Source organism: Sphingomonas radiodurans (assembly GCF_020866845.1).
GTDB lineage: Bacteria > Pseudomonadota > Alphaproteobacteria > Sphingomonadales > Sphingomonadaceae > Sphingomonas > Sphingomonas radiodurans.
On sequence record NZ_CP086594.1, the window covers coordinates 1,234,976 to 1,260,550 of the forward strand.

Below are 25,575 nucleotides of genomic sequence, written 5' to 3' on the forward strand. Positions count from 1 at the left end.
CGCGACGCGGCTAGCCTTTGGCAAAGCGATAGGGGAAGGAGCGGCCCGCCCTGCCCCGAGCCACCTAACCAGCGTCGATCGCCGCGCAGCTAGGCGGAAAGCCGCATCGGCGTCGCCGGGTCGAGTGCGCGGCTGTTGCTGTCGAGGTGGAGATAGGTGCTGTTGAAATCGCCCGCACCCGCCAGCCGATCCCAATCGTCGATTCGCACCGACCGCAGCGTACGCGTGATCAGATTCTGCCGGTCGAGAACCTTCAGCGTCCGGTTCACGTGAACCGGGGTCAGCCCGAGACAATCGGCAAGCTGCTCCTGCGTCAGCGGCAGATCATAGTGCGTGCGTGAGCCCAACCCCGCCGCTTCGACGCGCAGCCCGAACTCGCAGAGCAGGTGCGCAAGCCGCGCCTGCGCATCGCGGCGCCCGACGTTGGTGGTCCACTCGCGCTGCGTCGAACCGTCGACCAACGTTTCGTGCCACATCGCCCGCGCCACGGCGGGATGCTGCTGAACGATGTCGAGGATCGCACCGCGCGGCATCAGCGCCACCTCGATCGCGGTCAGCGCTTGAACATTATGGTCGGCGATTCCCAGCACACCGTTCTGGAGATCGACCATATCTCCCTTGATATGAATCGCCACGATCTGCCGCCCGCCGTCGCCGACGATCTTCGATCGATAGGCATATCCCGACAGCAGCAGCGAGCAATATTCGGTGCGATCCCCGTCACGCGCGATATATTGCGCCGGCGAATAGCTACGGATCTTATACGGCAGCGACAGCACTGCCTCGCGATCAGCGCCACTGAACTCTGCCCACTTCTCGAGCTTCGACAGAAGCAGAGACAGGCGTGAATTGTCGGATGATGCCATCGTGAGTCTCCACCAAGCAGGTTCAGATCGGCCAAATCCCGCCAAAAACTAGAACCGCCGTAATTGTTTACGCTCACCATCGTCGGCCCAAATCTAACCTAAGCTAAGATTTGATCGCATCCATTTGCTGACCGTCACATGTAAAGCGGACAAGATCGGTAATAGTTTCAAATGAAGTGCTGATTGGTGCCAGAAGGCTTTAGGTAACGCTGCCTCGTGTGACCTTTCAACTATCGGCGCGGGCGCATGCTTGTGGTTCCAATCGCGCTGCGCCCGGCCTTGCCGCCTGCTTCCACAACAGCCATGCCCTAACTGATGATTCTTCACGCCAAGTGCTTGAATTGAAACGCCGCCCCCACATATCCCCGCCACTGTTCAACAACGGAAAGGAGGTGGTCGAATGTCTCATTGTCTCACGCCGCTCGCGGCAAGCCTGAAGGCTACGATCCCCACCCAGGGGGCTGTCGCCTGACGACGAGCCGAAGCTGGCTGACAATGGAAAGGCCGTCCCCGCGAGGGGGCGGCCTTTCGCTTTTCCCGGGTTTAGAAGGCGCCGGGCGCCTCGCGCTGGATCGTCGTCGGCCGATCGGGCGTCAGCAAGTCGCGCCGCACGCCCACATCGCGGGTGCGCGCCGCCGAGGCAGTCGCGCTCGCGCCATCGATCCGCGTGCAGCTCCGCCCGGCCAGAAAATCAAGCGCTTGCCGCACCGATGCCTCGCGCGGATCGCCCAGCGGAAACGCCAGATCGTCCGCCGCCTGGCACGTCGCCTCCATCACTGGCGCTAGGCCAGTGTAATAAGCGCCTTGCCGCGCGGCATTCTGCGTCGCGAACGCCACCACGCGCAGCCGATCGTCGCACACCGTCTGATCGCGCGCGATCTGCCCCACGGGTTTGCCGAAAGTGTTGGTGCCGATCAGCGCCGAAGCACTGTGGAGATACGGCGTGAAGGCGTTGATCACGAGCTCGCTCGCCGATGCCGATCCGCCGGTGCCGATGAAAGCAATCCGCGTCGGCGCGATCGACTGCGGCTGCGGCGTGAAAAATCTTGTGTCGTTCTCGGCCGCTTTCTCCGGCCTGAACGTGGTGTAGCTCAGCACTTCGCTGCGCGAACGATTGCCGCCGAGCAGATCGCCGAACAGCTCCGCGGTCGAAACCAGACCGCCACCATTGTAGCGCAAATCGACGATCACCTCGGTCACGCCGGCTCCGCGCAACTGCGCGAAGGCGTCGCGCAGCGCTTGATCGGCGGTCGAGATGAACGTGCGCAGGTTCACATAGCCAACGCGCCGCCCGCCCTCGTCGATGATCCGCACGCCGTAGCGGCTCGACACTGGCGCCAGAGCGAAATCGCTCTTCGCCACCGTCACGTCACGCTGAGTGCCGTCGGGCGCGCGCACGCGCAGCAGCCGCGAGACGCCGGCGTCGGAAGGCCCAAGCGCCTCGCTGACCGACTGCGCACCGCCCGCCTGGAACAGCGCGGTGACGGTCCGAAGGCTCTCCGTCGACGTGCCGATCGCCAGGATCTCGGTGCCGCGATCGATCCCGACCGCGAGCGCCGGCGCATCCTCGAACGACTCGGCCACGAACAGCCGGCTGGCGGATACATCATAGGACAGCCGCACGCCGAACCCGGCGCTCGATCCCGATCGGTAGAAGGCGTCTTCTTCCGCGATCGACGTCACGTAGGTGAAGAAGCGGTCCTTGTTCTGTGCCCGCGCAGTCGCGGTCAGCGCGTCGACATAATCCTGCAGCGTGGGATAGCCCGCCGGGTCGAGGCTGGCGGGCAGTGTCTCGGGGAAGAGATACCATTCGCGCATCTGCGCCGAGACCCACTGCTTGCGATCCGCCAGCGAGCAAGCAGCGGTCGGTGCGGGGGTCGCGGGGGGCGTGGGCGTTGCAGCAGTGCCGCCCGTAGTTGCTGCTCCCCCGCCGCCGCCATCGCCGCCGCACCCGGCAAGCAAAGCCAGCAGACAGGCCGAAGCCGAAATTCGCCGACCGATCCTCAACGCAGAAGCCTTTGCGATTACTTTCACGACGTTAGCTGGCGCGGGCAGGCGACGCCAGCGAGGATCACGCCTCCAGAATGGCAATCGTCGCGGGATCGCGATCGCCACCGAAAAAGCGCTCAAGCGCCGCGTCGAACGGCGCCGGATCGCTGGCCGCCACCGCGAACAGCGTCAGCATGGACCGCAGTTTCATCGCATCCACGATTCCCAGGATCGCTTCCGCACTGCCCCGCACCGTCACCAGCGCACCGACCGCTTCGTGCAACCTGGCCCCCAGCAGCGGATGATCGAGATACGCGCGCGCCTCCGCCAGCGAAGCAATGCCGTACTGCAATGCGGTCGCGCTGCGCCCAAGCCCGCGCAATTGCGGGAAGACGAACCACATCCAGTGAGTCGTCTTGCGCCCCGCCTTCAGTTCGGCAAGCGCCGCGGGGTAGATCCCCTGTTGCGCAATGACGAAGCGTTCGAGATCATACGGGTCGGCCATCGCTTGATAACGCGCGTCTGCATCGTCGGTGCCGGTTCGCGCGTTGGCGCTTCGGGAAAGGAATGCGAGATGCTCGGACACATCCCCGCCTGGCTTGGCCGCTCTTTGTCGGGCGTGCGCGCCGGGGCCGACAAGCTGGCGATCGCCCAGCCCGAACTCGGCGGGCGCTTCACCGCGATCGACCTGTCGAGCCCGGCCTTCGCCAGCGAGGCCCGCTTGCCGCCGCGCTTCACGGCGGATGGCGACGGCGTCTCGCCGCCGCTGGTGTGGGGCGCGGTGCCGGAAGGAACCGCGATGCTCGCGCTGCTGGTCGAGGATGCCGACGCCCCTACGCCGCAGCCCTTATGCCACGCCGTCGTTTGGTGCCTGCCGGCAGATGCCGGGCGTCTGGCGGAAGGTGCGATCCGCGCCGACGCCGCAGGCACACAACATGGCGGTGATGTCGGGCGCAATTCGTATCGGGGCGAAGGCTGGCTGCCGCCCGATCCCCCGACGGGGCATGGCGAACACCGCTACGCCTTTCAGCTGTTTGCGCTGGATGGGGAAGTTGAAGATCCCGGCCGCTCGCCCGGCCGCGGCGCGCTGGTGCGCGCCATGGCGGGGCATGTGCTGGCGGCGGGGCTGCTCATCGGCACCTATTCGCGCGGCGATCCGGCGCGCGGGGAGAAGGCTGCCCGCGGCATCGCTCAGGCTAGGGCCGCGGCGGCGTTGACGTAAAGCAGCAGCGCGGAGGTGCTGGCAAAGGAGGCGACGGCGAGGAAGATAGGGCGGATCATGAGTCTTACTCTCAGTTGAGGGTGGCTGATCGCGTCAGGCGATCGGGAGGACAGGAACGGCAGCGCTGATCATGAGCGATGCGAAGAAGAGCGCGCCGACGAAGCTGACGACGGTGTTCTGGATGCTGGTGAAACGGTTGGTCATTGTAGGTCTCCGAGGCGGCGGCCGGACCATCCGGCTGCCGATGCCAGAGACACTGCAGGTGCCGTGCCAATTTGCGCGGCGACGTGTTTTCAATGACTTGAGACAGCTCGGTTCAGGCCTTGGTAATCTGCGCCACTCCCCGCTGGCGCGGCGCACCATTATCCGGCGCGAAACACCCGGTTGCGGCCCGCTGCCTTGGCGCGATACATCGCCGCGTCCGCTTTTGCGTAGAGCATCTCGCGCAATTCGCCCGCCGTACCGACCGCGATCCCCGCCGAAATCGTCACCGTGCCAATCGGCGTGTCCGTCTCCCGCGCGCGGAAGCGCCGCGCCGCGACCGCACTGCGCGCGCGATCGATTGCCGTTAGCGCCGCATCGACATCCACGCCCGTCAGCAGCACCGCGAATTCCTCGCCGCCGTATCGCGCGACGAGGGCACCCTCGATCTCCGCCGCCAACGTCCGCCCGACGGCACACAGCACGCGGTCGCCTACGGCATGGCCGAATTCGTCGTTCACGCGCTTGAAGTGATCGATGTCGCACACCGCGATCACGACCGGCGCCGGCGTTTTCAGCGAATCGAAGGCTTCGTCGAAGGCGCGGCGGTTAGCGAGCTTGGTTAGCGGATCCTGCCGCGCAAAACCCCGCGCCTCTTCGAGGGCGTGACGCAGTTGATCGCTTTCGCGCTCGGCCGCTGCCAAACGACATTCTGCCGAATGAACGCGCTCGATCATGGTGCTCGTCAGCTGCGCGATATGATCCAGCGCAGATACCGGATTGGCCGCCTGGATTGCCGCCGCGCTCGCCGCCAGATCGCGCCCGAACCCGCTCGTCTCGGCATGGATCGACCGGACCGTATCGGTGAAGTCGCAGACCTGCAGTTCGGCGCGCGCCATCAGAAGCTCGGCCTGCTCCGCCCGTGCCTGATCCTCGGGATTTTCGGCAACGGGCTCGCGCTGCTCTACGCTTCGCACCGTCGGCGTGACTGCCGCTCCAGCCGTCACCACGCCGCCCAGTTCGGCAATGTCGTGGTGCGACAACCGCACGCCGCCGTCGGTGAGTCGCGCTACCGACTGGGCGAGCGCTCCTTGAGGATCGGAGAGCACTTGATGAGCAAAGGCGTAATGCGCCGGTTCGGGGCTAAGCCGATGATCGGACAGGAACATGCCAATGGCATCAAAGAGGTTGACCGGATCGGCCTCCGGCATCTTGACCACCATGCCCACGTTCGCCCGCCTCGCCACCAGCGCATCGCCCCTATCGCGCAACGCTTCCTTGACGACGCTGACTAATGCGCAACCGCTAACATTACGTTGTCGTTACGAGTTGCGCAGCTTGCGCACCGCGTCCAGCGTCAGCGTGACATGCCGCTCGGCGGAGAGGTCATCGTGAACGAACGCGATCCGCCCATCGCGCCCGATGACATAGCTGGTCCGCCGCGTCGCATCGCGCCCCTTGATTTGCCGCCCCAGCGCCACGTCATAGCCGGCGACGACGTTCGGCCCTGCGCTCGCCACGGCGAACTTGCCGGCGCATTCGGTCGACGAGAACTTCTGCAGATCCTCGACCGGATCGGCCGACATGCCGATCACCGTCGCGCCTGCGGCGCGGAAGTTCGCGACATTCTCAGCAAAGGCGCGCGCCTCGGCATTGCAGCCTGAGGTGAAGGCAGCCGGGAAGAAGTACAGCACCACCGGGCCCTTCTTCAGCTGCTGCGCCAGACTGACCGTCACCACCTTGCCGGCGATCGCACCGCGCGTCGTGAAGGCGGGCGCCTTGGCACCCACCGTGAGCGCGGCGTTCGCCGGGGCGGCGATCGCGAAAATACCTGCGGCGGCGGCGATGATGCGGCGCATGTGAAGCTCTCCTGTGTGTCGCGATGTTCCTAGCGCGCCGCGCAGCACAACGATAGGGCGATGCGATGCCCATCCGCCAAGCCGACCTCGATCTCGCCCACCGCCTTGCCGACGCCGCAGGCGAGGCAATCCGCCCCTATTTTCGCGGTGAACTTGGTACCGAGACGAAGGCCGATCACTCGCCCGTCACGCTCGCCGACCGCGCCGCCGAAGCCGCGATGCGCCGCATCCTCGATGCCGAGGCACCGGGCGACGCCGTCCAGGGCGAGGAATATGGCATCAAGGAAGGCGTCACTGGTCGCCGCTGGGTGCTCGACCCGATCGACGGCACGCGCAGCTTCACCGTCGGCCGCGCGATCTTCGGCACGCTCGTGGCGCTGGTCGAGGATGGCTGGCCGATGATGGGGGTGATCGACCAGCCGATCGCGCGCGAACGCTGGATCGGCGCCGCCGGCCGCCCGACGCTGTTTAACGGCGCCCCGACCCGCACCCGCCTCTGCCGCGAGGTCGAGGGCGCGATCCTCGCGACCACCAGCCCGCATTTGTTCTCGGACGACGAGGCAGCGCATTTCATGGCATTGGTCGCGGCGGTGTCGGGCGGGCACTCGCGGCAGGGGCCAGTCTATGGCGGCGACTGCTACAACTATGGCCTGCTCGCGAGCGGCCATCTCGACGTGGTGTGCGAGGCCGGGCTTGCGCTCCACGATTTCGCCGCGCTCGTGCCGATTGTCGAGGGTGCGGGCGGGCGGATGTGCGACTGGAACGGTGATCCGCTGACCGAGGCGAGCACAGGCCAGGTGCTCGCGATCGGCGATCCCGCCCGGATGGACGAACTGCTCGAGGCGCTCCACGCCGTCCCGCACGCGCATTGAAGACCACCACCGTTCGTCCCGAGTAGCCATCGAGCTTGTCGAGATGGCGTATCGAGGGACAGATGTCTCGATACGGGCTCTCGACAAGCTCGAACCCTACTCGACACGAAAGGTACCCGATCGTCTCAGAAGATCCCCAGGAACTTCTTCTTCTGTTCCTTGCCCGGCTTCTGCTCGCCCTTCTCATCCTTAGCCGTCGTCCCACGGCCGACATCGTCGCGCTTCTCGCCGCCGCGCGTCCGCTGCCCCGCCGCCGTCTCACCCTGGAGCACCGGCCCGCAGGCCGCCGACTTCGCATCTCCGACATCGACGAATGCCAGCACGCCGGCCACCGGCGTAGCGACGATCGCAAGGCCAAGAGCAGCGCCGGCGCGGCCGACCAGCTCGGGGCTGATCACGCTCATTCCCGGGGCAGCGAAGTGGCCATTCAGGCCGACCGGCGACTGGCCGGAAAACACGCTGAACTTCTTCGCGTCGGCGCGCACTGCCAGGTCGATCGCCTCGGTACGAAAACTGAAGCCACCGCGCCCGATGATCACGTTCTTGCGCGTGTCGATCAGGATCGGATCCGCCGCCGCAATGCCGCCGCGCACCGTAAAGCCGATCAACCCGCAATTGATCGACACTGGCTCCTTGAGCTGGCCAGCGAACATCTTCTGCACGAACGTGCCGATATCGAGCTCGGCGAGCTGTACGTTGCGTGTCGTCAACGAGCCCTTTGGCATCACGAACGCAATCCGACCGGCTGATGTCGCCAGCGAATCGGCGAAAGAATCGCCGCGCCCGGCCAGCTCGATGCGTCCCTTGATCGTCCCGCTCGTCCCCGCCTCGGTCACGCCCCAGCCGGCGAGCAACTGCCCCATCGGCGTCGGCGCGAGCCGCACGTCATAGCTGACAGCGCTCGGCCGCTTGCGCGTGTCGAACACGATGTCGGTGGCGACGTTGCCACGCGCCATTGCGAACGTCAGCGGCGACAGCGCCAGCCGCCCGTCCTTCAGCGCCAGAGTCATGTCGATGTTGGAGATCGGCACGCGCTTCGATTTCAGCGTGCGGATCGTCCACTTGAGGTCCGCGTCGAACGCACGCAGCTTCTCGACCGGCAGATCCGAATCGGGGATCAGCTTCTGCGGCCCCGCTCCGGTCGCCGCGGCGGCGGCGACGACGCCCTTCGTCTCGACGATATCGGGATTGTAGCCGATGATCGACGCGGCATCGATGATGTCGAGGTTGCGCGTGGCAATCGTCGATTCGAGGTGGACGCGATCACCATTGGTCACAGTCAGCAACCCCGAGACGTCGCTCCGCCCTACGGTGCCGGTCATGCGGGTGAAGCGGTAGACATCGCCGTCCTTCACCATCTGCGCCTTCACGGCGTAACGCCGCGTCTGGGGCATGACGACGCCGATGATGCCGAGCAGTTCGGACGCGTCACGCCCGCGCGCACGCGTCGCCAGCGGAACGTTCTCGATGTCGGCGATCGAGGGCAGCGTGCCCGACACGTCGATCACGTTGTTCGCGGCCCAGGCGCGCGCGACCAGCTTGTTCTCACCGCGGTTCGCCGTGGCGTCGGGCGACAGCAGCTGCGCCGTCAGGCGGAATGGCGTCTCGCGCAGCCGCCCGGTCCCCTCGACGCCGACCGCCTTGCCGATCCGCGCGTCGGTCGAGCGAATGTCGTCGATCTTCAGATCGGCCAGCAACCGCATCCGTGGATCGCGATAGCGCACCGTCGTGCCGCGTACCGTCACCTCGTCGATACGCGGGAACTCCAGCGGCTTGCCGCCCTTCTTGTCGCTGAACGTCCACGTATTGGCGGTGTGGCCGCGGTTCCACTCAAGATCGACCGCGCCATTCACCAGGTCGAGCCAATAGAGCCGGCGCTTGCCGAAGATCAGCGATAGTGGCGCGATCCGAGTGTCGATCCGTTCGCCGCGGAACAGATAAGGCTGCGTCGCCCAGGCCGGGTTCGCGATCGTGAAGCGCTCGGCATAGAATTTGATTCGCAGCGGCGCGAAATACAGCTGGAAATCGCCGCCGACCTTCACCTCGCGGTTGGTCATCCGGCCAACGATCGTCTCGAACGGCCCCTTCAGGAACCGCCCTTTGGTGATGTACAGCACCAGCCAGATAAGCGCGGGAATCGCGACGATCGCGATGATGATATTGCGGATGATGCGCCGGCGGCGTTCTCGACGCGGATCGCGCGGGGACGACGCCGGCGGCTCGATACGCTGAGTCGCCATGTCCATATCCGTCAAAATCGTTTCATGTGCGCATTGGTTGCATTTGGCAGGTGCCGCCGCTAAGGGCCAGCGCTTCTCCAAGCGAGGTGAACGAACCGCCCGGCTAACAGGGCTGCCGCGGCTGTTCCAGTCTCGCTCGAACTGAAAGGAACAAAATGCCCAAGCTCAAGACGAAGAGCGGCGTGAAAAAGCGCTTCAAGCTCACTGCTACCGGCCTGCTCAAGCACGGCGTTGCCGGCAAGCGCCATCGCCTCATCACCCACAATGGCAAGTACATCCGCCAGAATCGCGGCACCAAGGTGCTGTCGAAGGCCGACACCGCAGCGGTGAAGGCCTGGGCGCCGTACGGCCTGCGTTGAGCGAGAGGAACTGAGATATGGCACGCGTAAAACGGGGCGTAACCACTCGCGCCAAGCACAAGAATATTCTGGAACAGGCCAAGGGTTACCGCGGCCGCCGCAAGAACACGATCCGCGTCGCGCGGCAGGCCGTCGAAAAGGCCGGCCAGTATGCGTATCGCGATCGCAAGGTGAAGAAGCGCACCTTCCGCGGCCTGTGGATCCAGCGCATCAACGCCGGCGTCCGCGCCGAGGGGCTGACGTACAGCCAGTTCATGCACGGCCTGAAGCTGGCGGGCGTCGATCTGGACCGGAAGGTCCTGGCCGACATCGCGATGCACGAAGGCGCCGCATTTAGCGCCATCGTCGCTCAGGCGAAGGCAGCGTTGCCGGCAGCGGCATAACGCTTTTCGACTGACGCGACACGAAGGGCGTGGGTGGCAACACCCGCGCCCTTTGCGTGTCCGGCGCACGTGACTACAGCGCCCCCATTCTCTCGTTCGGGCAGGAAGCATGACCGACACTGACGATCTGAAGACCCACCTGCTCACCGCCGTCGCGGCGGCGGCGGGGATCGAGGCGCTGGAAACGGTGCGCGTCGAGGCGCTCGGCAAGCAGGGGCGCGTCACCGCGCTGCTGAAATCGCTCGGCGGCATGTCGCCCGAGGAGCGGCAGGTGCACGGCCCCGCGATTCACGGCCTCCGCGAGGCAGTGACGAACGCCATCGCTGCGCGCAAGGAGGCGCTCGACGCCGCCGCGCTCGAGGCGAAGCTCGCCGGCGAACGCCTCGACATGACGCTGCCGGTCGATGCGCCGCTCACCGGCACGATCCACCCCGTCAGCCAAGTGATGGACGAACTCGCCGAGATCTTCGCAGACTTGGGCTTCGCGGTCGCCACCGGCCCCGAGATGGAGACCGACTGGCACAATTTCACCGCGCTCAACATTCCCGAAAGCCATCCCGCGCGCGCGATGCACGACACCTTCTACCTCGACGGCGAGCAGGGCGCGGAGGATCGCGAGAAGCCGCGCCTGCTGCGCACGCACACCAGCCCGGTGCAGATCCGCACGATGCTGTCGCAGAAGCCGCCGATCCGTATCATCGCGCCCGGCCGCACGTACCGCTCAGACAGCGACGCGACGCACACGCCGATGTTCCATCAGGTCGAAGGTCTCGTGATCGACAAGGGGATCACGATGGGCCACCTCAAATGGACGCTCGAAACGTTTCTGAAGGCATTCTTCGAGCGCGACGATATCGTGCTGCGCCTGCGCCCAAGCTATTTCCCGTTCACCGAGCCTTCGGCGGAGGTCGACGTCGGCTATACGCTGCAGAAGGGCAAGCGCGTGATCGGCGGCGGCGGCGATGTTGCGGACGGCGGCTGGATGGAAGTGCTCGGCAGCGGCATGGTCCATCCGAAGGTGATCGCCGCCTGCGGGCTCGATCCCGAAGAATGGCAGGGCTTCGCCTTCGGCTGCGGCATCGATCGGCTAGCGATGCTGAAATACGGCATGGACGATCTGCGCGCCTTCTTCGACGGCGATATTCGCTGGCTCAAGCATTACGGCTTCTCCGCCCTCGACGTCCCGACCTTGTCGGGCGGCGTCGGCGTGGCGTGACGGAAACAGACCAATGAAATTCACGCTTTCCTGGCTCAAGGATCACCTCGAGACCTCCGCCGCGCTCGACGAGATCGTCGTCGCGCTCACCCGCATCGGGCTCGAGGTCGAGGGTGTCGACAATCCCGGCGCGAAGCTCGCCGCCTTTCGCATCGCCAAGGTGCTGACCGCCGAGCGCCACCCGCAAGCGGACAAGCTGCAGATTTTGTCGGTCGACGCCGGAGACGGCCCGCTGCAAGTCGTCTGCGGCGCGCCGAACGCGCGCGCCGGTCTAGTCGGCGTGTTCGGCGCGCCCGGCGCGACGGTGCCCGCGAACGGCATGGTGCTCAAGGTCGCAGCGATCCGCGGGGTCGAGTCGAACGGCATGATGTGCTCGACGCGCGAGCTGGAACTCGGCGACGATCACGACGGGATCATCGAGCTCGCAGCAGACGCCCCGGTCGGCGCGACCTACGCCGAATGGGCAGGGCTTAACGATCCGGTGATCGACGTCGCGATCACGCCCAACCGCCAGGATTGCATGGGCGTCCGCGGCATCGCCCGCGATCTCGCCGCCGCGGGCCTGGGTACGCTGAAGCCGCTGACGGTCGAACCTGTCGAGGGCGGAGGCCCCGGCCCCGACGTCCGCACCGAAGACCCCGCCGGCTGCCCCGCCTTCTACGCCCAGGGCGTCACCGGCGTCGTCAACGGCTCCGCCCCCGAGTGGCTCGCCAAGCGCCTGCGCGCGATCGGGCAGAAGCCGATCTCCGCGCTCGTCGACATCACCAACTACGTCACCGTCGATCTCGGCCGCCCGCTGCATGTCTACGACAAGGCGACGCTCACCGGCGGCCTCGTCGCGCGCAAGGCCACGTCCGGCGAGACCGTCCTCGCGCTCAACGGCAAGACCTACACGCTCGACGAGAGCATGACCGTCATCGTTGACGAAGCGCATGTCCATGACATCGGCGGCATCATGGGCGGCGAGCAATCGGGCGTGTCGGAAACGACCACCGACGTGATCATCGAATGCGCCTTCTTCGATCCCGATCACATCGCGCGCACCGGGCAGAAGCTGCAGCTCACCAGCGACGCGCGCCAGCGCTTCGAGCGCGGCGTCGATCCCGCGTTCCTCGACGACGGCCTTGCGATCGCCACGCGGCTGGTGCTCGATCTGTGCGGCGGCACCGCCACCGGCATCACCCGCGCCGGCGAGCCACCGCTGGGCAAGCGCAACTACGCTTACGACCCCACCCGCGCCGAAACGCTCGGCGGCCTCGCGGTCGCGCCCGAACGCCAGCGCGCGATCCTCGAATCGCTCGGCTTCACCGTCACGGACGACTGGCAGGTCACCCCGCCAACATGGCGCCGCGACGTGGACGGCACCGCCGATCTGGTCGAGGAAGTGATCCGCATCGAAGGGATCGACAATATCCCCTCCACCCCGCTCGCGCGCATCCCCGGCGTCGCCACGCCCACCGCAACGCCCGAGCAGAAGCTCGAACGCCGGGTCCGCCGCGCCGCTGCCGCTCGCGGCCTCGACGAAGCGGTAACGTGGAGCTTCATCTCCGAGGCCGAAGCCGCGCCATTCGGTGGCGGCGCTTTTAGCCTCGCCAATCCGATCAGCGAAGACCTCAAGGTCATGCGCCCGTCGCTCCTCCCCGGGCTCCTCTCCGCCGCCGCGCGCAACGCGAAGCGCGGCGCAAGCAGCGTGCGGCTATTCGAGATCGGCCGCCGCTACCTCGCCGACAAGGAACGCGCGACGCTCGCCCTGATCCTCACTGGCGAGCGCCGCACACGGGGCTGGCAGTCGGGCAAGCCGCAAGGCTTCGACGCGTTCGACGCCAAGGCCGAAGCGCTTGCCCTCCTCGCCGCCGCCGGCGCCCCGGTCGAGAATTTGCAAGTGTTCGGAGAGGCCGGTGACGCCTGGCACCCCGGCCAGTCGGGCACGCTGCGGCTCGGGCCGAAGACGGTGCTCGCTGCCTTCGGCATCGTCCACCCGCGCGTAACGAATGCGTTCGACCTCGACGGCAGCGTCGCGGCAGTCGAACTCTCCCTCGACGCGATCCCCGCCAAGCGGTCCGCCGGCTTCACGCGTCCCGCCTACACGCCGCCCGCACTGCAAGCGGTACGCCGCGACTTCGCCTTCCTTGTCCCCCCCGCCCTCGCCGCCGACGCGCTGGTCCGCGCGGTGAAGGGCGCCGACAAGGCCGCGATCGTCTCGGCGCGCGTGTTCGACGTCTTCGCGAAGGACGGCGAAACCTCGATGGCAGTCGAAGTGATGCTGCAACCGACCGAAAGGGCGTTCGTCGAGGCCGAATTGAAGGCGATCGCCGACAAGGTGGTCGCGGCAGCGGGCAAGCTGGGGGCGTCGCTCAGGGGATAACGCCCCCTCCGTTCGTGCTGAGGAGGCATTGAGCCTGTCGAAATGCCGTCTCGAAGCACATACCCTTCGAGACGGTGCTTCACCTTCGGCTCAGCACCTCCTCAGGGCGACCGGCGTGTTGTATGGAACGCACATGGCCGACTGGATCACCATCGCGAACGAGCATCTCACCGCCGCGATCAACCCGCTCGGCGCCGAGCTGTCGTCGCTGAAGGACGCTGACGGCCGCGAGTTGATGACCAACGCCGATCCCGCCTTCTGGACCGGCCGCGCGCCGCTGCTCTTTCCCGTCGTCGGCAAACCCGCCGACGAGACGATCCGCGTCGATGGCGGGCTCTATCCAATGAAGCAGCACGGCTTCGCCCGCCGCCTGCCCTTCGCCGTGATCGAGCAGGGCAACACCCGCGCGCTGTTCCGGCTCACCGCCAGCGAAGAAACGCGCACCCACTACCCGTTCGATTTCACGCTGGATGCGCTCTTCCGGCTCGACGACGCGACGCTCTGCATCGAAATCACCATCCACAACCCTGCCGACACCCCCCTACCCGCCAGCTTCGGCTTCCACCCCGCCTTCGCCTGGCCGCTGCCCTATGGCCGCGACCGCGCCGATCACCGCATCACGTTCGCGCGCGACGAGCCCACCGCCCTGCGCGTCATCGCCGCCGACGGCACGATCGCGCCCGGTACGAAGCCGTCACCGCTCGACGGCCGCACGCTCGCCCTCGCCGACGATCTGTTCGTGCACGACGCGCTGGTATGGGATCCGGTCCGCTCGACCCGGGTCTGCTACGGCGCCAGCGACGGCCCCAGCCTCGAGATCGCCTTCCCCGACACGCCAATGCTCGGCATCTGGACCAAGCCCGGCGCGCAGTACATCTGCGTCGAGCCCTGGCACGGCATCGCCGACCCCGAAGGCTACGCCGGCGAACTCGCCGACAAGCCCGGCATCTTCCTCATCCCCCCCGGTGGAGCCAAGCACATCGTCATGTCAGTCACGCGCGTTCCATGAAGCTCGACACGCTGGTCGGAGAACCATGGGGCGATTACGGCCTCGTCGATTGCGGACATGGACGAAAGCTCGAACGCTACGGCGACTATCGCTTCATCCGCCCCGAACCGCAGGCCTTGTGGGCGCCGGCGCACGCCGATTGGCAAGCACACGGCGAGTTCATCCCGGGCAGCGACGAGGATGGCGGCGGCCAATGGCATTATAATCGCTCCACCCCGCGCGACGGTTGGCCGCTTAGCTGGGGCATCGGCGCCGAGGCGGTGCGCTTCACCGCGCAGACCACCCCCTTCCGCCACCTGGGCTTCTTCCCGGACATGGCGCCGGTCTGGTCCTGGCTGCGCGAGCGGCTGAACGGCGTCGCCGAGCCCGAGGCGCTGAACCTGTTCGGCTACACCGGCGTCGGCACGCTCGCGCTCGCCGCGCACGGCGCGAAGATGGTCCATGTCGATGCCTCGAAGAAGTCGGTCGAAGCGGCGCGCGGCAATGCGCGGCTGTCGGATCTCGCCGATCGCCCGGTCCGCTGGATCGTCGAGGACGCCGCCAAATTCGTCGCGCGCGAGGTCCGCCGCGGGCGGCGCTACGATGCGATCCTGCTCGATCCGCCCAAATACGGCCGCGGCCCCGATGGCGAGATCTGGCGCCTCGAAGAGCATCTGCCGGCACTGATCGCCGATTGCCGCCAGCTGCTCGACGCGAATTCGCGCGCGCTGTTTCTAACCGTCTATGCCGTGCGCATGTCCGCACTGGCGATCGGCGAGATGCTCCGCCAGGCGTTCTCCGATCTGCCCGGCACGGTCGAGGCGGGCGAACTCGGCGTGCGCGAAGAAGCCCGCGGGCTGGTGCTGCCAACCGCGATCTGGGCGCGCTGGTCGAACGACTGAAACGTGATGACTTGATTTCAGACCGTTCGTGCTGAGGAGGCATTGAGCTTGTCGAAATGCCGTCTCGAAGCACATGGCGGGGCGTGCCCTGCGAGACGAGGCTTCGACAAGCTCAACCCCTCCTCAGGGCGAACGGAAGTGTTCAAGCTCAAGTCGTCACGCGCTAAACGCAAGAAGGCCCGCCGCTCGATCCGAGCGGCAGGCCATTCAACACCGGCAACCGCCAGTCTTAAGCAGCGACGGCAGTCGCCAGCTTCTTCACGACATCGCGCTTCAGGCGGCGCGCGCGCAGCGACAGCTTCTCGTCGCCCGTCTTGACCAGCCAGTTATCCAGCCCGCCGTTATGCTCCACCGAGCGCAGCCCGTGGGTCGAAACGCGCAGTCGCACGCTCTTTTCGAGCGAATCGGAGATCAGCGTCACGTTCTGCAAATTGGGCAGGAAGGTACGCTTGGTCTTGTTGTTGGCGTGGGACACATTGTGTCCAACCTGCCGACCCTTGCCGGTCAGCTCGCAAATGCGCGACATGGTTCAGATCCTGAGTTTCGGGGTAGCCCGGAAAGTCGGCGCGAGTAACCGGCGCGTGCCCGTTCGTCAAGCTTGGAGCCGCTGCAACTTATCTAGATAAGGAGCGCTGTTCCGGTAGCGAATCGGTTGGAGACCTTACAATGCGCGCTTTGCTCGTTCTCGTCGGCATTGCCGCCCTAGTGATTCTCGCAGGGATGGCGACCGGCTTCATCAACATCGATCAGACGCAGACCGCGCAATTGCCCCGGCTCGAAGGCGGTCAGGCGCCCGAGTTCAAGGCGGACGTCGGCCGGATCGATGTCGGCACCGAGACCAAGACGGTCGAGGTCCCTCGGATCCAGCTGCAGAAGCCCGAAGCCCAGCCGACGCCTGCACAATAAGTGCGCCGCTAGACCGGAGAGCATCCGCGGCGCTAGGACGCCGCCGATGTTCCCGCTCCCCGCCCCCATGCGCGCGGCGCTGGATGCCGCGCATGAGGCGGCAGCGGCCGGAGAAGTGCCGGTCGGCGCTGTCGTGATGCGGGAGGGCGCAATCGTCGCGGTCGCGGGCAACGCCCCGCGTCGCCTGCAAGACCCCACCGCGCACGCCGAGATCCGCGCGATCCGCGCCGCCGCGCAAGCGCTCGGCCGTGATCGACTCGAGGACTGCGACCTGTGGGTCACGCTCGAGCCCTGCGCGATGTGTGCCGGCGCGATCGCCCATGCCCGGATCGCGCGTCTCTATTACGGCGCGTTGGACCCAAAGGGCGGCGCGGTCGAACACGGCCCGCGCTTCTTCGCGCAGCCGACCTGCCATCACCGCCCGGAAATCTATTCCGGCATCGGCGATGGCGAAGCGGCCGACTTGCTGCGCGGCTTCTTCGCCGCGCGGCGATGAGTGGCGTTACCCCACTTCGCTTTGCGAAATCGGCACGATCTTGATCTCCACGCGTCGATTGGCCGCGCGGCCTTCCTCGGTCTCGTTGGTCTCGATCGGCTGTGTCTCGCCGAAGCCGCGCGTGCCGATCCGTGCGCTCTGCACGCCGCGGGTCGATAGATAATCCGCCACCGATCGCGCGCGCTGTTCGGAGAGCCCCTGGTTGTACGAATCGCTGCCCGTCGAATCGGTATGGCCGTACACGTCGACATAGGTGCGGTTATACTCGCCCAGCACACCCGCCACCTGGTCCAGCGTGCGCTGGAACTGCGGCTGAACCGTTGCCGAATTGTACGCGAAGTTGATCCCGCTCGGGATGTTGAGCAGCAGGTCGTCGCCCTGGCGGATCACCTGCACGTCGGTGCCGGCGGTGCGCGCCCGCAGGTCGCGCTCCTGCTTGTCCATGTACGCACCGATGCCAGCACCCGCGATGCCGCCGATCCCGGCGCCGACGATCTTCTCGGTCCGATCGCGCCGCCCGCCGACGAGATCGCCCAGCAGATATCCGCCCAGCGCGCCGCCGATGCCGCCGATCGCCGCCTTCGAAATGCGCTGCTCGCCGGTCACCGGATCGGTGGTGCAGGCGGCGGTGGTGACGAGCGTGCCACCGGCGATGGCCGCGATGAGCGCAGATTTAATCCGCATCGAGAAGTCCCCTGTTCTGTTCATTCAGACCTGAAAACCGGCCCTGATGAAGGTTGTTCCGCATCCGTGCTGAACCACCGATGACGCAGATGGTTGTCGGCGGACCGGTTTCCCGCCAATAGAGCCTCACATCATGCTTCCGCCGTTCCCCTGGATCGACGTCCTCATCATCCTCGCGCTCGTGGCGTTGAATGGCGTCTTCGCGATGAGCGAACTCGCCATCGTCTCCGCGCGCCGGGCGCGGCTGGAGGCGATGGCGCGCAACAACCATCGTGGCGCCCGCGCTGCGCTGACGCTCGCGTCCGATCCCGGCAAGTTCCTCTCGACCGTCCAGATCGGCATTACGCTGATCGGCGTCATCAACGGCGCCTATTCGGGCGCGAGCCTCGGCACGCCGACCGCGGCGCGCATCGCCGCGCTGGGGGTGCCGGCGACACTGGCCGACAACATCGGCTTTGCGGTCGTCATCGGCCTCACTACCTATGCCTCGCTGATCATCGGCGAGCTCGTTCCGAAGCAGTTCGCGCTACGCAAACCCGAGCCGATCGCCGCCTGGATCGCGCTGCCGATGACTTACCTGGCCGTCGCGACGCGCCCGATCGTCTGGGTGCTCGATGCATCGAGCGCATTGATCTTCCGCTTGCTTCGGCTGAACCGCGAATCGGAAGAACATGTGACGGCGGAGGAGCTGCACATGATCGTCGCGGAGGCCTCGAAGTCGGGCATTATTGAGGAGCATGAACGCTCGATCATCTCGGGCGTCGTCCGCCTAGCCGATCGGCCGGTACGCGAGGTGATGACGCCGCGTACCGAAGTCGAATGGCTCGATTCGGCGCTCGACGATGCCGCGATCCGCGCCAAGATCCTCGCCTCGGCGCACAGCCGCCTGCCGGTCGCGCAGGGATCGATCGACGCGGTGATCGGCGTCGTCCAGGCACGCGATCTGGCCCGCGCCCTCGCCCGGGGCGAGGTGCTCGATCTCAAGCAGCTCGTGCGCAAGGCGCCTGTTATCATCGACCAGATCGATGCGATGGACGCGCTCGTCGCGTTGCGCTCCGCCGACGTGCCGATGGCGCTGATCCACGACGAATACGGCCATTTCGAAGGCATCGTGACGCCCGCCAACCTGCTCGCCGCGATCGCCGGCGAGTTTGCGTCCGATTCGGAGCCGGGCGACGGCCCCAATGTGGTCGAGCGCGACGATGGCTCGCTGCTCGTCGCCGGCACGATGGCGGCCGACGCGCTGGCCGAGCGGCTCGGCATCGATCTGCCCGGCGACCGCGATTATGCCACCGTCGCCGGCCTCGCGCTCGCGGTGTTCCGCCACTTGCCGGGCGAAGGCGAAAGCTTCGTCGAACAGGGCTGGAAGTTCGAAGTGGTCGACCTCGACGGCCGCCGCATCGACAAGCTGCTGGTCAGCGCGGCGTAAACTTCTCCTTCTTCCCCCCTCCCGCTTGCGGGAGGGGTCGGGGGAGGACCTGTCAGCTAGTACACCGCCCCCGTTACATTCCCTCCCCTAACCCCTCCGGCAATCGGGAGGGCGAAAAGAACACGCACCCCCTATCCCATTCACCTCCCATTATGTCATGGAACTGTAACGCGGCCCAATGCGCTTGGCCCGTTCGCGCCCGCGCGCCGACACAGGACCATGAATGACCGCCTACGCCTTACCCGTTCCCGCCTCCCGCCCCCGCAACTGGGCCGTAGAACCAGCCCGCTCGATCGCCGGCATCGTGTCACTCGTCGGCGCACGCCACAGCCTCCTCGCCGCGCCCAAGGGTGACGGCCGCACCGTCGTCACGCTGCCCGGCCTGTTCACCGGCGATCGTTCGATGTTTCCGATGCGGCGCTATCTCACGTGGCTCGGCTATCACGCCGAAGGCTGGGGGCTCGGCGCAAACTTCGGCGCGCGCACGATTGGCTCCGACTGCGAGAAGCTGTTCGCCCGGCTCGAAACGCTCGTCGCCGAGACCGGCCCGGTCACGCTGGTCGGCGTCAGCCTCGGCGGGATCATCGCGCGGCTCGCGGCACACCGCCGCCCCGATCTGGTGCGCGAAGTGATCACGATCGCCGCGCCCTACGCCGGCGATCCGCGCGCCACCAATGTCTGGCGACTGTTCGAATGGATGACCGGTGAGCGGATCGACGGCCCCGCCGTGCAGGATCGGCTCCGCGAAATCGCCCGCCCCCTGCCCGTCCCCGCCACCGCGATCTGGAGCGCGACCGACGGCATCGTCAACGGCCTGATCTGCCACGCCCCCGGCGAGCCTGGCTGCCGCTCGGTCGAAGTCGTCTCCAGCCACATGGGCGTCCAGCACCGCCCGCAAGTGATGCTCCAGGTGGCGAAAACACTGGCCGGGCGGTAACCCCTAAACTGTCATCCCGGCCTTGAGCCGGGATCCCGCTTCTTCTTTACCGCCTCGGCAGCGAGACCCCGGATCAAGTCCGGGGTGACGAAGTCAGCCAGAATTCCGCAACGCCGTCGCAATCGCATTGATCGACAACAGGATCCCCTCGCCGATCCGCGGGTCCTCATCCCCCGCGCGATGCCGCCGCATCAGCTCGATCTGCAACAGGTTCAGCGGCTCGATATACGGCAGCCGCAACCGGATCGACGCGTCGAGCGCCGGATGCGCCTCCAACAGCCGCGACTGGCCGGTAATCGCGAGTAGCCCGTCATGCGTCGCTTGCCACCCGTCACGGATGCGCCCGAACACGCGGCCCCCCAGCTTCTCGTCCTCGACGAGGCCCGCATAACGCTCCGCGATCCCCATATCGGATTTCGCCAGTACCATTTCCATGTTGGCGAGCGTCGCGGCGAACAGCGGCCAGCCCTGTGCCATCTCGGCGAGCAGCCCCTTTTCCTCGAACCCGGCGATCGCTTGCCCCACGCCATACCAGCCCGGCAGCATCACGCGCGCCTGCGCCCAGCTGAACACCCAGGGGATGGCGCGCAGATCCTCGATCCGCGCCGATTTCGTCCGGCTCGCCGGGCGGCTACCGATCTTGAGCCCGGAGATCTCCGCGATCGGCGTCATCTGGCGGAAGAAGGTGCGGAACCCCTCGGTGCCGTAAACGAGATCGCGATAGGCATGGAACGCCGCCTCGGAGAGCGTGTCCATCGCGCCGGAGAAAGTCTCGTTCTCGGCGTTCGACAGTGGCGCCGGCGACAGGCTCGCGAGCAGCGCCGCCGAGGCCATCGCCTCCAGGTTGGTCGTCGCGCTTTCGCGCGTGCCATATTTGCCCGCGATCACTTCGCCCTGTTCGGTGATGCGAATACGGCCCTGCACCGTGCCCGGCGGCTGCGCGCGGATCGCGGCGAACGCCGATCCGCCGCCGCGCCCCACCGCACCGCCGCGGCCATGGAACAGCTGCATGCCCACGCCCGCCGCCTCGAACACCGGCTTCAGCGCGGTCGACGCTTTCGACAGCTGCCACGTCGACGTCAGATAGCCGCCGTCCTTGTTCGAATCGGAATAGCCGATCATCACTTCCTGATGCCCGCGCTTGCTCGCGATCGCCGCCACCTCGGGCAGCGCGAACCACGCCGTCATGATCTCGGGCGCAGCCTCGAGATCCTCGATCGTCTCGAACAGCGGCACCGCCATCACCGCGGCACTTGGCGGATCGCCCGGCACGTACAGCCCGACTTCCTTCAGCAGCAGGTGCACTTCGAGCAGATCGCTCACCGACTTGCACATCGACACGATATATTGCCGGATGCACCCCGGCCCATACGCCGCATGCGCATCCGCCGCCGCCGCGACGATCGCCAGCTCGCCCGCGGTCTCCTCGCTATACGCGATGAAGCGGCTGGTCAGCGGCCGCGCCGTCGCCAGCTCGCGCGTGAGCAGATCGACCCGCGCCGCCTCGTCGAGGCTAGCATAATCGTCGCACACGCCCGCCGTCTTGAGCAGCTCGGCAACAACGCGCTCATGCACCGCGCTGTTCTGCCGCAAGTCGAGCGTCGCCAGATGGAAACCGAACACCTCGACCGCGCGGATCAGCCGCCCGAAGGCCCCACCGCTCGCAAGCAACCCGCGCGCCAGCGGGCGCGCGATGGTCACGAGATCCGCGCGCAACTCGTCCGGGCTGGCATAAGCCTCCGCCGGCCGCCCCGGCCGCGGCGCACGCGTGCCCGTCAGCGCTTCATAGGTCGCCGCGGTGCGCCCATAGATCCCCGACAATGCCCGGCGATACGGCTCGTCACTCCGCGTCTCGGCATCGTCGCCGCTCGCCTCGGCCAGCGCCAGAACCGCCGCGTCGACCGGCGCATGGTTCATCGAGATCGACAATTCGGCGCCCAGCGCGTGAAGCTGGTCGAGATAGAAGCCAAGCACCGCCCCCGACGCCTTGGCGAGCGCCGCGCGCAGCGAATCGGCGGTCACGAACGGATTCCCGTCGCGGTCGCCGCCGATCCAGCTCCCCGGCTTCAGGAACCCCGGCACGCGCGCGCCCATCGCGCGATCCCAGCGCTGATAGAGCGCCGGGATCACCGGCAGGAACACGTCGCGCAGATAGCTCAGCGCAGTCTCGACCTCGTCCGTCACATACAGCCGCTCGCGCCGCAGCACCCGCGTCTGCCACAGCAGCGCGACTTGCCGCACGATCGCCTCATCGATCAGATCGCCGTCAGGCGATGCCTCGGCCCCCGTATCGCGCAGCGCCATCAGCTCTGCGATGCGGTTGCGGTGGTCAATCATGCTCTTGCGCCGCACTTCGGTCGGGTGCGCCGTCAGCACCGGCGCGATCAGCGCGTGATCGAGCAGCTTTGCCACCGCCGCCTTGTCGACCCCCTCGCCAGCTAGCCGCTCCAGCGCCGAGGCGACGTCCGCGCCCGCGTCCGCCGCAATCCCCTGACGGTCCTCCGCGAGGTTCGCGAGCATCGAGAACAGCATGAAGCCGCGCACGAAATCGAGCGTCTCGTCGAGCGACAGCGCATCGAGATGATGATCGACCGGCGCCCCGCCGTCGCGATGCCGCTCCACCGAGGCCGATCGGATCGCCTCGGTCGCGGCGAACAGCCGCTCCCCGCCAAGCTCGCGGATCACGTCCCCCAGAACGCGGCCGAGATAGCGGATGTCGTCGTTGTTGGTGATCGGCGGAAGCGCGTTCATATCGTCATGCTGCACCGCAACAGCGCCTCGGTCAACGCGCCGATTCAGCGCGCCGCCTGGTCTCCGGACCGGGCATCACGCCGACTCTGGCGCGCGGCAACCCGCTCCTCGGTGGTGACGCTGCCGTCCTTGTTCAGGTCCTGCCGGTCGAATCGCGCAAGCATCAGCGCGCCCCATTCGTCGGAACTCAGGCTGCCATCACCATTCGTGTCGCCGCGCATCAGCACGCGCCGCATCCGCTCGGGCAGTTCATCTTCCGATAATTTGTCGTCGATATTCTTGTCGAGGCGATGGAAACGGCGCTCGATCTGGCCGCCGTAATCGAGCCGCGAAGTCACGCTGGGCGGGCGGTAATTGGCCGCAGCGGCATTCGCATCGGCCGCTTCCTCGGACGTGCCGCACCCGGCGAGCACCGGCAACACCCCGGCCAGCACCATCAAAACCCGCATTCCACCCGACTCCCCCACGCAATTAGGCTTCCAGCTCAACGTCCCAATAAAGCCAATCGTGCCATGTTTCGTGGAGATAATTCGGCGGATAACTGCGGCCATGCTCCTGCAGATGCCAGTTCGTCGGGCGGATCGGATCGAGATGCAGCGGCATCGCCGCTTGCTTCGGCGTCCGCCCGCCCTTCTTCAGATTGCACGGCGCGCACGCGGTGACGACATTCTCCCACGTGGTCCGCCCGCCCTGTGCGCGCGGCACGACATGGTCGAACGTCAGCTCGCGCTGGTGCGTGCCGCAATATTGGCAGGCGAAGCGATCGCGCAGGAACAGGTTGAAGCGCGTGAAGGCCGGGAATTGCGACGGCTTCACATATTGCTTCAGCGCGATCACCGACGGCAGCTTCATCGCATGCGTCGGGCTGCGCACCTCGCGCTCGTACAGCGCGACGATGTCGACGCGATCGAGGAACACCGCCTTGACCGCGGTCTGCCACGGCCAGATGCTGAGCGGATAATAGGATAGCGGGGTGTAATCCGCATTAAGGACGAGCGTCGGGCACGCGTCCGGATGGCGGATCAGATCGGGATGGAACAAGCGCGCTCCTCTTCGATACCGTGTCGGCGGTCGTGTGATACCGCGCGATGACGCCATGATGACAGCCGGGGAATCGACCGGTCAAGAGGAGAGGATATAATGATGGATAGCGTCACGTACGAAGTTGCGGAGAATATCGCGACGATCACGCTCAACCGCCCCGAACGGCGCAACGCATTGAACTGGGATGCCTATGCCAAATTGGAGGCCGCCTTCCGCCGCGCGGTGACCGACGAGGACGTGCGCTGCGTCATCGTCACCGGCGCCGATCCGGCCTTCTGCTCGGGCGATGACGTCGGCGAGATCATGGCCGGCCCCGATGCCTTCGCCAAGCGCAAGGGCGCCCCCGTCGTGCGCCACCAGCCGACCCCCGCGGCGATGGCGGCGCTCGAATGCGACAAGCCGGTGATCGCAGCGGTCAACGGCGCCGCGGTCGGCTGGGGGATGGAACTGGCGCTGTATGCTGACATCCGCATCGCATCCGACAAGGCGAAGTTCGCCGAACTCTTCATCAAGCGCGGGCTCGTGTGCGACGTCGGCGGTTTCTATCGCCTGCCGTCGATCGTCGGCCCGGCGAAAGCGGCGGAATTGCTGTTCACCGGCGACGTGATCGACCCTGCAGAGGCGGCCCGCATCGGCCTAGTCCGCGAAGTGGTGCCGCACGACGAATTGATGGCCCGCGCCCGCGCGCTGGCAGCCCGCATCGCGATCAACCCGCCGCTCGCGCTGCGCTTCATGAAGGAAGGCCTGCGCCGCGCTGCCTATGGCGACGCCCGCGAACTCGGCGGCTGGGCGATCGAAACGATCCGCCGGCTGATGGCAACCGAGGACCACAAGGAAGGCGTCGCAGCTTTCATGGAAAAGCGCGAGCCGGTGTTCAGCGGGCGGTAGCGGGTTCCTTCGACGACCGTCACCCCGGCCTTGAGCCGGGGTCCCGCTACCTTCGCACCAACCAAAAAAAGTAGCGGGATCCCGGATCAAGTCCGGGATGACGGGGGTTGCCGCACCATCCCCCACCCCGCACATCCCGCGCGTGATCGTCACCCGCTTCGCCCCCTCCCCCACCGGCCGGCTCCACCTCGGCCACGCGTACAGCGCCATCCTCGCGCACGACCGTGCCCGCCAAATCAACGGTCGCTTCCTGCTGCGGATCGAAGATATCGACGGCACGCGCAGCCGCCCCGAGCACGTCGCGACGACCCTCGCCGATCTCGCCTGGCTCGGCCTCGCGTGGGACGGCGAGATCGTCCACCAGTCGCACCGACTACCCGCCTACGCCGCCGCGCTCGACCAGCTCCGCGACCTGAACCTGCTCTACCGCTGCTATTGCACCCGCGCCGACATCGCCGCGGCGAGCCTGTCCGCACCCCACGGCGCCGAGCCGATCTATCCCGGCACGTGCCTCCGCTTGACCGATCAGAACAGCGACCGGCCGCATTGCTGGCGGATCGACATGGCCGCCGCCGTCGCCCGCGCCGGCCCACTCAACTGGCGCGATCACGCCACGACGATCACCGCCGATCCGCTCGCCGCGGGGGACGTGGTGCTCGCGCGCAAGGATGCCCCCGCAAGTTACCATCTGGCAGTGACGGTCGACGACGCATGGCAAGGCGTCACCGATGTGGTCCGCGGCAATGACCTGTTCGCCGCCACCCACGTCCACCGCCTGCTCCAGGCGCTGCTCGGCCTTCCCACCCCCAAGTACCATCACCACCGGCTGCTGACCGCGCCCGACGGCACGCGCCTCGCCAAGCGCACCGGCGCGCCGACGCTGGCGGCGCTGCGCGAGGCGGGCGTCGACGGGCGCGCGCTTGCCGACGATCTGCGCGCCGGGCGCCTTCCCAATCGCGGCGAGGCTTCCTAAATACG

The 25,575-nt window shown here is 66.9% G+C and carries 25 protein-coding genes; 14 read left to right on the forward strand and 11 right to left on the reverse strand.

The window, feature by feature from the left end:
* Positions 1-89: 89 nt before the first annotated feature.
* From LLW23_RS05980 to LLW23_RS05990, 3 genes are all read right to left on the reverse strand, one after another.
* Positions 90-866, reverse strand: a complete 777-nt coding sequence (locus LLW23_RS05980) for a Crp/Fnr family transcriptional regulator (RefSeq protein WP_228947855.1) — start codon at positions 864-866, stop codon at positions 90-92.
* A gap of 543 nt (positions 867-1,409) precedes the next feature.
* Positions 1,410-2,873: a S41 family peptidase gene (locus tag LLW23_RS05985; protein ID WP_228947856.1), complete on the reverse strand. Its 1,464-nt coding sequence runs from the start codon at positions 2,871-2,873 to the stop codon at positions 1,410-1,412.
* Positions 2,874-2,937: 64 nt separating this feature from the next.
* Positions 2,938-3,360, reverse strand: a complete 423-nt coding sequence (locus tag LLW23_RS05990) for a DUF1810 domain-containing protein (RefSeq protein WP_228948484.1) — start codon at positions 3,358-3,360, stop codon at positions 2,938-2,940.
* Between the two features lie 69 nt (positions 3,361-3,429).
* Here LLW23_RS05990 and LLW23_RS05995 point away from each other — a divergent pair, with 69 nt between their 5' ends.
* On the forward strand, positions 3,430-4,077 hold the full coding sequence (locus LLW23_RS05995; RefSeq protein ID WP_228947857.1) for a YbhB/YbcL family Raf kinase inhibitor-like protein: 648 nt from the start codon (positions 3,430-3,432) through the stop codon (positions 4,075-4,077).
* A 362-nt stretch (positions 4,078-4,439) separates the two neighbouring features.
* Here the strand turns inward: LLW23_RS05995 and LLW23_RS06000 are convergent, their stop codons facing one another.
* Complete coding sequence (locus LLW23_RS06000) at positions 4,440-5,549, reverse strand: GGDEF domain-containing protein (protein ID WP_228947858.1); 1,110 nt, start codon at positions 5,547-5,549, stop codon at positions 4,440-4,442.
* A 51-nt stretch (positions 5,550-5,600) separates the two neighbouring features.
* The gene (locus LLW23_RS06005; protein ID WP_228947859.1) at positions 5,601-6,137 is read right to left on the reverse strand and encodes a peroxiredoxin; all 537 of its coding nucleotides are present in this window, start codon (positions 6,135-6,137) and stop codon (positions 5,601-5,603) included.
* Positions 6,138-6,202: 65 nt separating this feature from the next.
* Between LLW23_RS06005 and LLW23_RS06010 the strand changes: the two genes are divergently transcribed.
* Positions 6,203-7,009 (forward strand): inositol monophosphatase family protein, encoded by an 807-nt coding sequence (locus LLW23_RS06010; protein ID WP_228947860.1) that lies wholly within the window; start codon positions 6,203-6,205, stop codon positions 7,007-7,009.
* A 125-nt stretch (positions 7,010-7,134) separates the two neighbouring features.
* Here LLW23_RS06010 and LLW23_RS06015 read toward each other — a convergent pair whose 3' ends face one another.
* On the reverse strand, positions 7,135-9,255 hold the full coding sequence (locus LLW23_RS06015) for an AsmA family protein (RefSeq protein ID WP_408642037.1): 2,121 nt from the start codon (positions 9,253-9,255) through the stop codon (positions 7,135-7,137).
* A 149-nt stretch (positions 9,256-9,404) separates the two neighbouring features.
* Here LLW23_RS06015 and rpmI point away from each other — a divergent pair, with 149 nt between their 5' ends.
* The 6 genes from rpmI (at position 9,405) to LLW23_RS06045 (ending at position 15,462) form a co-directional block, all read left to right on the forward strand.
* Positions 9,405-9,608 (forward strand): 50S ribosomal protein L35, encoded by a 204-nt coding sequence (gene rpmI, locus LLW23_RS06020; RefSeq protein ID WP_228947862.1) that lies wholly within the window; start codon positions 9,405-9,407, stop codon positions 9,606-9,608.
* Positions 9,609-9,625: 17 nt separating this feature from the next.
* On the forward strand, positions 9,626-9,991 hold the full coding sequence (gene rplT, locus LLW23_RS06025; RefSeq protein ID WP_228947863.1) for a 50S ribosomal protein L20: 366 nt from the start codon (positions 9,626-9,628) through the stop codon (positions 9,989-9,991).
* Between the two features lie 109 nt (positions 9,992-10,100).
* Positions 10,101-11,207 (forward strand): phenylalanine--tRNA ligase subunit alpha, encoded by a 1,107-nt coding sequence (gene pheS, locus LLW23_RS06030; RefSeq protein ID WP_228947864.1) that lies wholly within the window; start codon positions 10,101-10,103, stop codon positions 11,205-11,207.
* Between the two features lie 13 nt (positions 11,208-11,220).
* A complete protein-coding gene (gene pheT, locus LLW23_RS06035) occupies positions 11,221-13,572 on the forward strand; it encodes a phenylalanine--tRNA ligase subunit beta (RefSeq protein WP_228947865.1) in 2,352 nt (783 codons plus the stop codon).
* Between the two features lie 133 nt (positions 13,573-13,705).
* The gene (locus LLW23_RS06040; protein WP_228947866.1) at positions 13,706-14,581 is read left to right on the forward strand and encodes an aldose 1-epimerase family protein; all 876 of its coding nucleotides are present in this window, start codon (positions 13,706-13,708) and stop codon (positions 14,579-14,581) included.
* Positions 14,578-15,462 (forward strand): class I SAM-dependent methyltransferase, encoded by an 885-nt coding sequence (locus LLW23_RS06045; protein ID WP_228947867.1) that lies wholly within the window; start codon positions 14,578-14,580, stop codon positions 15,460-15,462. The genes LLW23_RS06040 and LLW23_RS06045 overlap by 4 nt, the downstream gene beginning before the upstream one ends.
* A 229-nt stretch (positions 15,463-15,691) precedes the next feature.
* Here the strand turns inward: LLW23_RS06045 and rpmB are convergent, their stop codons facing one another.
* Positions 15,692-15,988, reverse strand: a complete 297-nt coding sequence (gene rpmB / locus LLW23_RS06050; RefSeq protein ID WP_228947868.1) for a 50S ribosomal protein L28 — start codon at positions 15,986-15,988, stop codon at positions 15,692-15,694.
* Between the two features lie 140 nt (positions 15,989-16,128).
* Here rpmB and LLW23_RS06055 point away from each other — a divergent pair, with 140 nt between their 5' ends.
* Both LLW23_RS06055 and LLW23_RS06060 read left to right on the forward strand, forming a co-directional pair.
* Positions 16,129-16,368 (forward strand): hypothetical protein, encoded by a 240-nt coding sequence (locus tag LLW23_RS06055; RefSeq protein WP_228947869.1) that lies wholly within the window; start codon positions 16,129-16,131, stop codon positions 16,366-16,368.
* Between the two features lie 46 nt (positions 16,369-16,414).
* On the forward strand, positions 16,415-16,864 hold the full coding sequence (locus LLW23_RS06060) for a nucleoside deaminase (protein ID WP_228947870.1): 450 nt from the start codon (positions 16,415-16,417) through the stop codon (positions 16,862-16,864).
* A 6-nt stretch (positions 16,865-16,870) separates the two neighbouring features.
* On the opposite strand, the gene LLW23_RS06065 is transcribed toward LLW23_RS06060, so the two are convergent.
* Positions 16,871-17,548, reverse strand: coding sequence for an OmpA family protein (locus LLW23_RS06065; protein WP_228947871.1), 678 nt, complete (start codon positions 17,546-17,548; stop codon positions 16,871-16,873).
* 133 nt (positions 17,549-17,681) lie between these two features.
* On the opposite strand from LLW23_RS06065, the gene LLW23_RS06070 reads away from it, so the two are divergent.
* On the forward strand, positions 17,682-18,977 hold the full coding sequence (locus LLW23_RS06070; protein WP_228947872.1) for a hemolysin family protein: 1,296 nt from the start codon (positions 17,682-17,684) through the stop codon (positions 18,975-18,977).
* A gap of 223 nt (positions 18,978-19,200) precedes the next feature.
* Positions 19,201-19,914, forward strand: a complete 714-nt coding sequence (locus tag LLW23_RS06075) for an esterase/lipase family protein (RefSeq protein WP_228947873.1) — start codon at positions 19,201-19,203, stop codon at positions 19,912-19,914.
* A 93-nt stretch (positions 19,915-20,007) separates the two neighbouring features.
* On the opposite strand, the gene ppc is transcribed toward LLW23_RS06075, so the two are convergent.
* Genes ppc through LLW23_RS06090 form a run of 3 tightly spaced genes read right to left on the reverse strand, consistent with a single transcriptional unit; the run spans position 20,008 to position 23,706 of the window.
* Positions 20,008-22,665 (reverse strand): phosphoenolpyruvate carboxylase, encoded by a 2,658-nt coding sequence (gene ppc, locus LLW23_RS06080; RefSeq protein WP_228947874.1) that lies wholly within the window; start codon positions 22,663-22,665, stop codon positions 20,008-20,010.
* Between the two features lie 44 nt (positions 22,666-22,709).
* Positions 22,710-23,114: an EF-hand domain-containing protein gene (locus LLW23_RS06085; protein ID WP_228947875.1), complete on the reverse strand. Its 405-nt coding sequence runs from the start codon at positions 23,112-23,114 to the stop codon at positions 22,710-22,712.
* A 22-nt stretch (positions 23,115-23,136) separates the two neighbouring features.
* Positions 23,137-23,706 carry an HNH endonuclease gene (locus LLW23_RS06090; RefSeq protein ID WP_228947876.1) on the reverse strand — a complete coding sequence of 190 codons (570 nt, stop codon included), beginning with the start codon at positions 23,704-23,706 and terminating at the stop codon, positions 23,137-23,139.
* Positions 23,707-23,805: 99 nt separating this feature from the next.
* Between LLW23_RS06090 and LLW23_RS06095 the strand changes: the two genes are divergently transcribed.
* The gene (locus LLW23_RS06095; protein ID WP_228947877.1) at positions 23,806-24,597 is read left to right on the forward strand and encodes an enoyl-CoA hydratase/isomerase family protein; all 792 of its coding nucleotides are present in this window, start codon (positions 23,806-23,808) and stop codon (positions 24,595-24,597) included.
* A 97-nt stretch (positions 24,598-24,694) separates the two neighbouring features.
* Positions 24,695-25,570: a tRNA glutamyl-Q(34) synthetase GluQRS gene (gene gluQRS / locus LLW23_RS06100; RefSeq protein WP_228947878.1), complete on the forward strand. Its 876-nt coding sequence runs from the start codon at positions 24,695-24,697 to the stop codon at positions 25,568-25,570.
* Positions 25,571-25,575 lie beyond the last annotated feature (5 nt).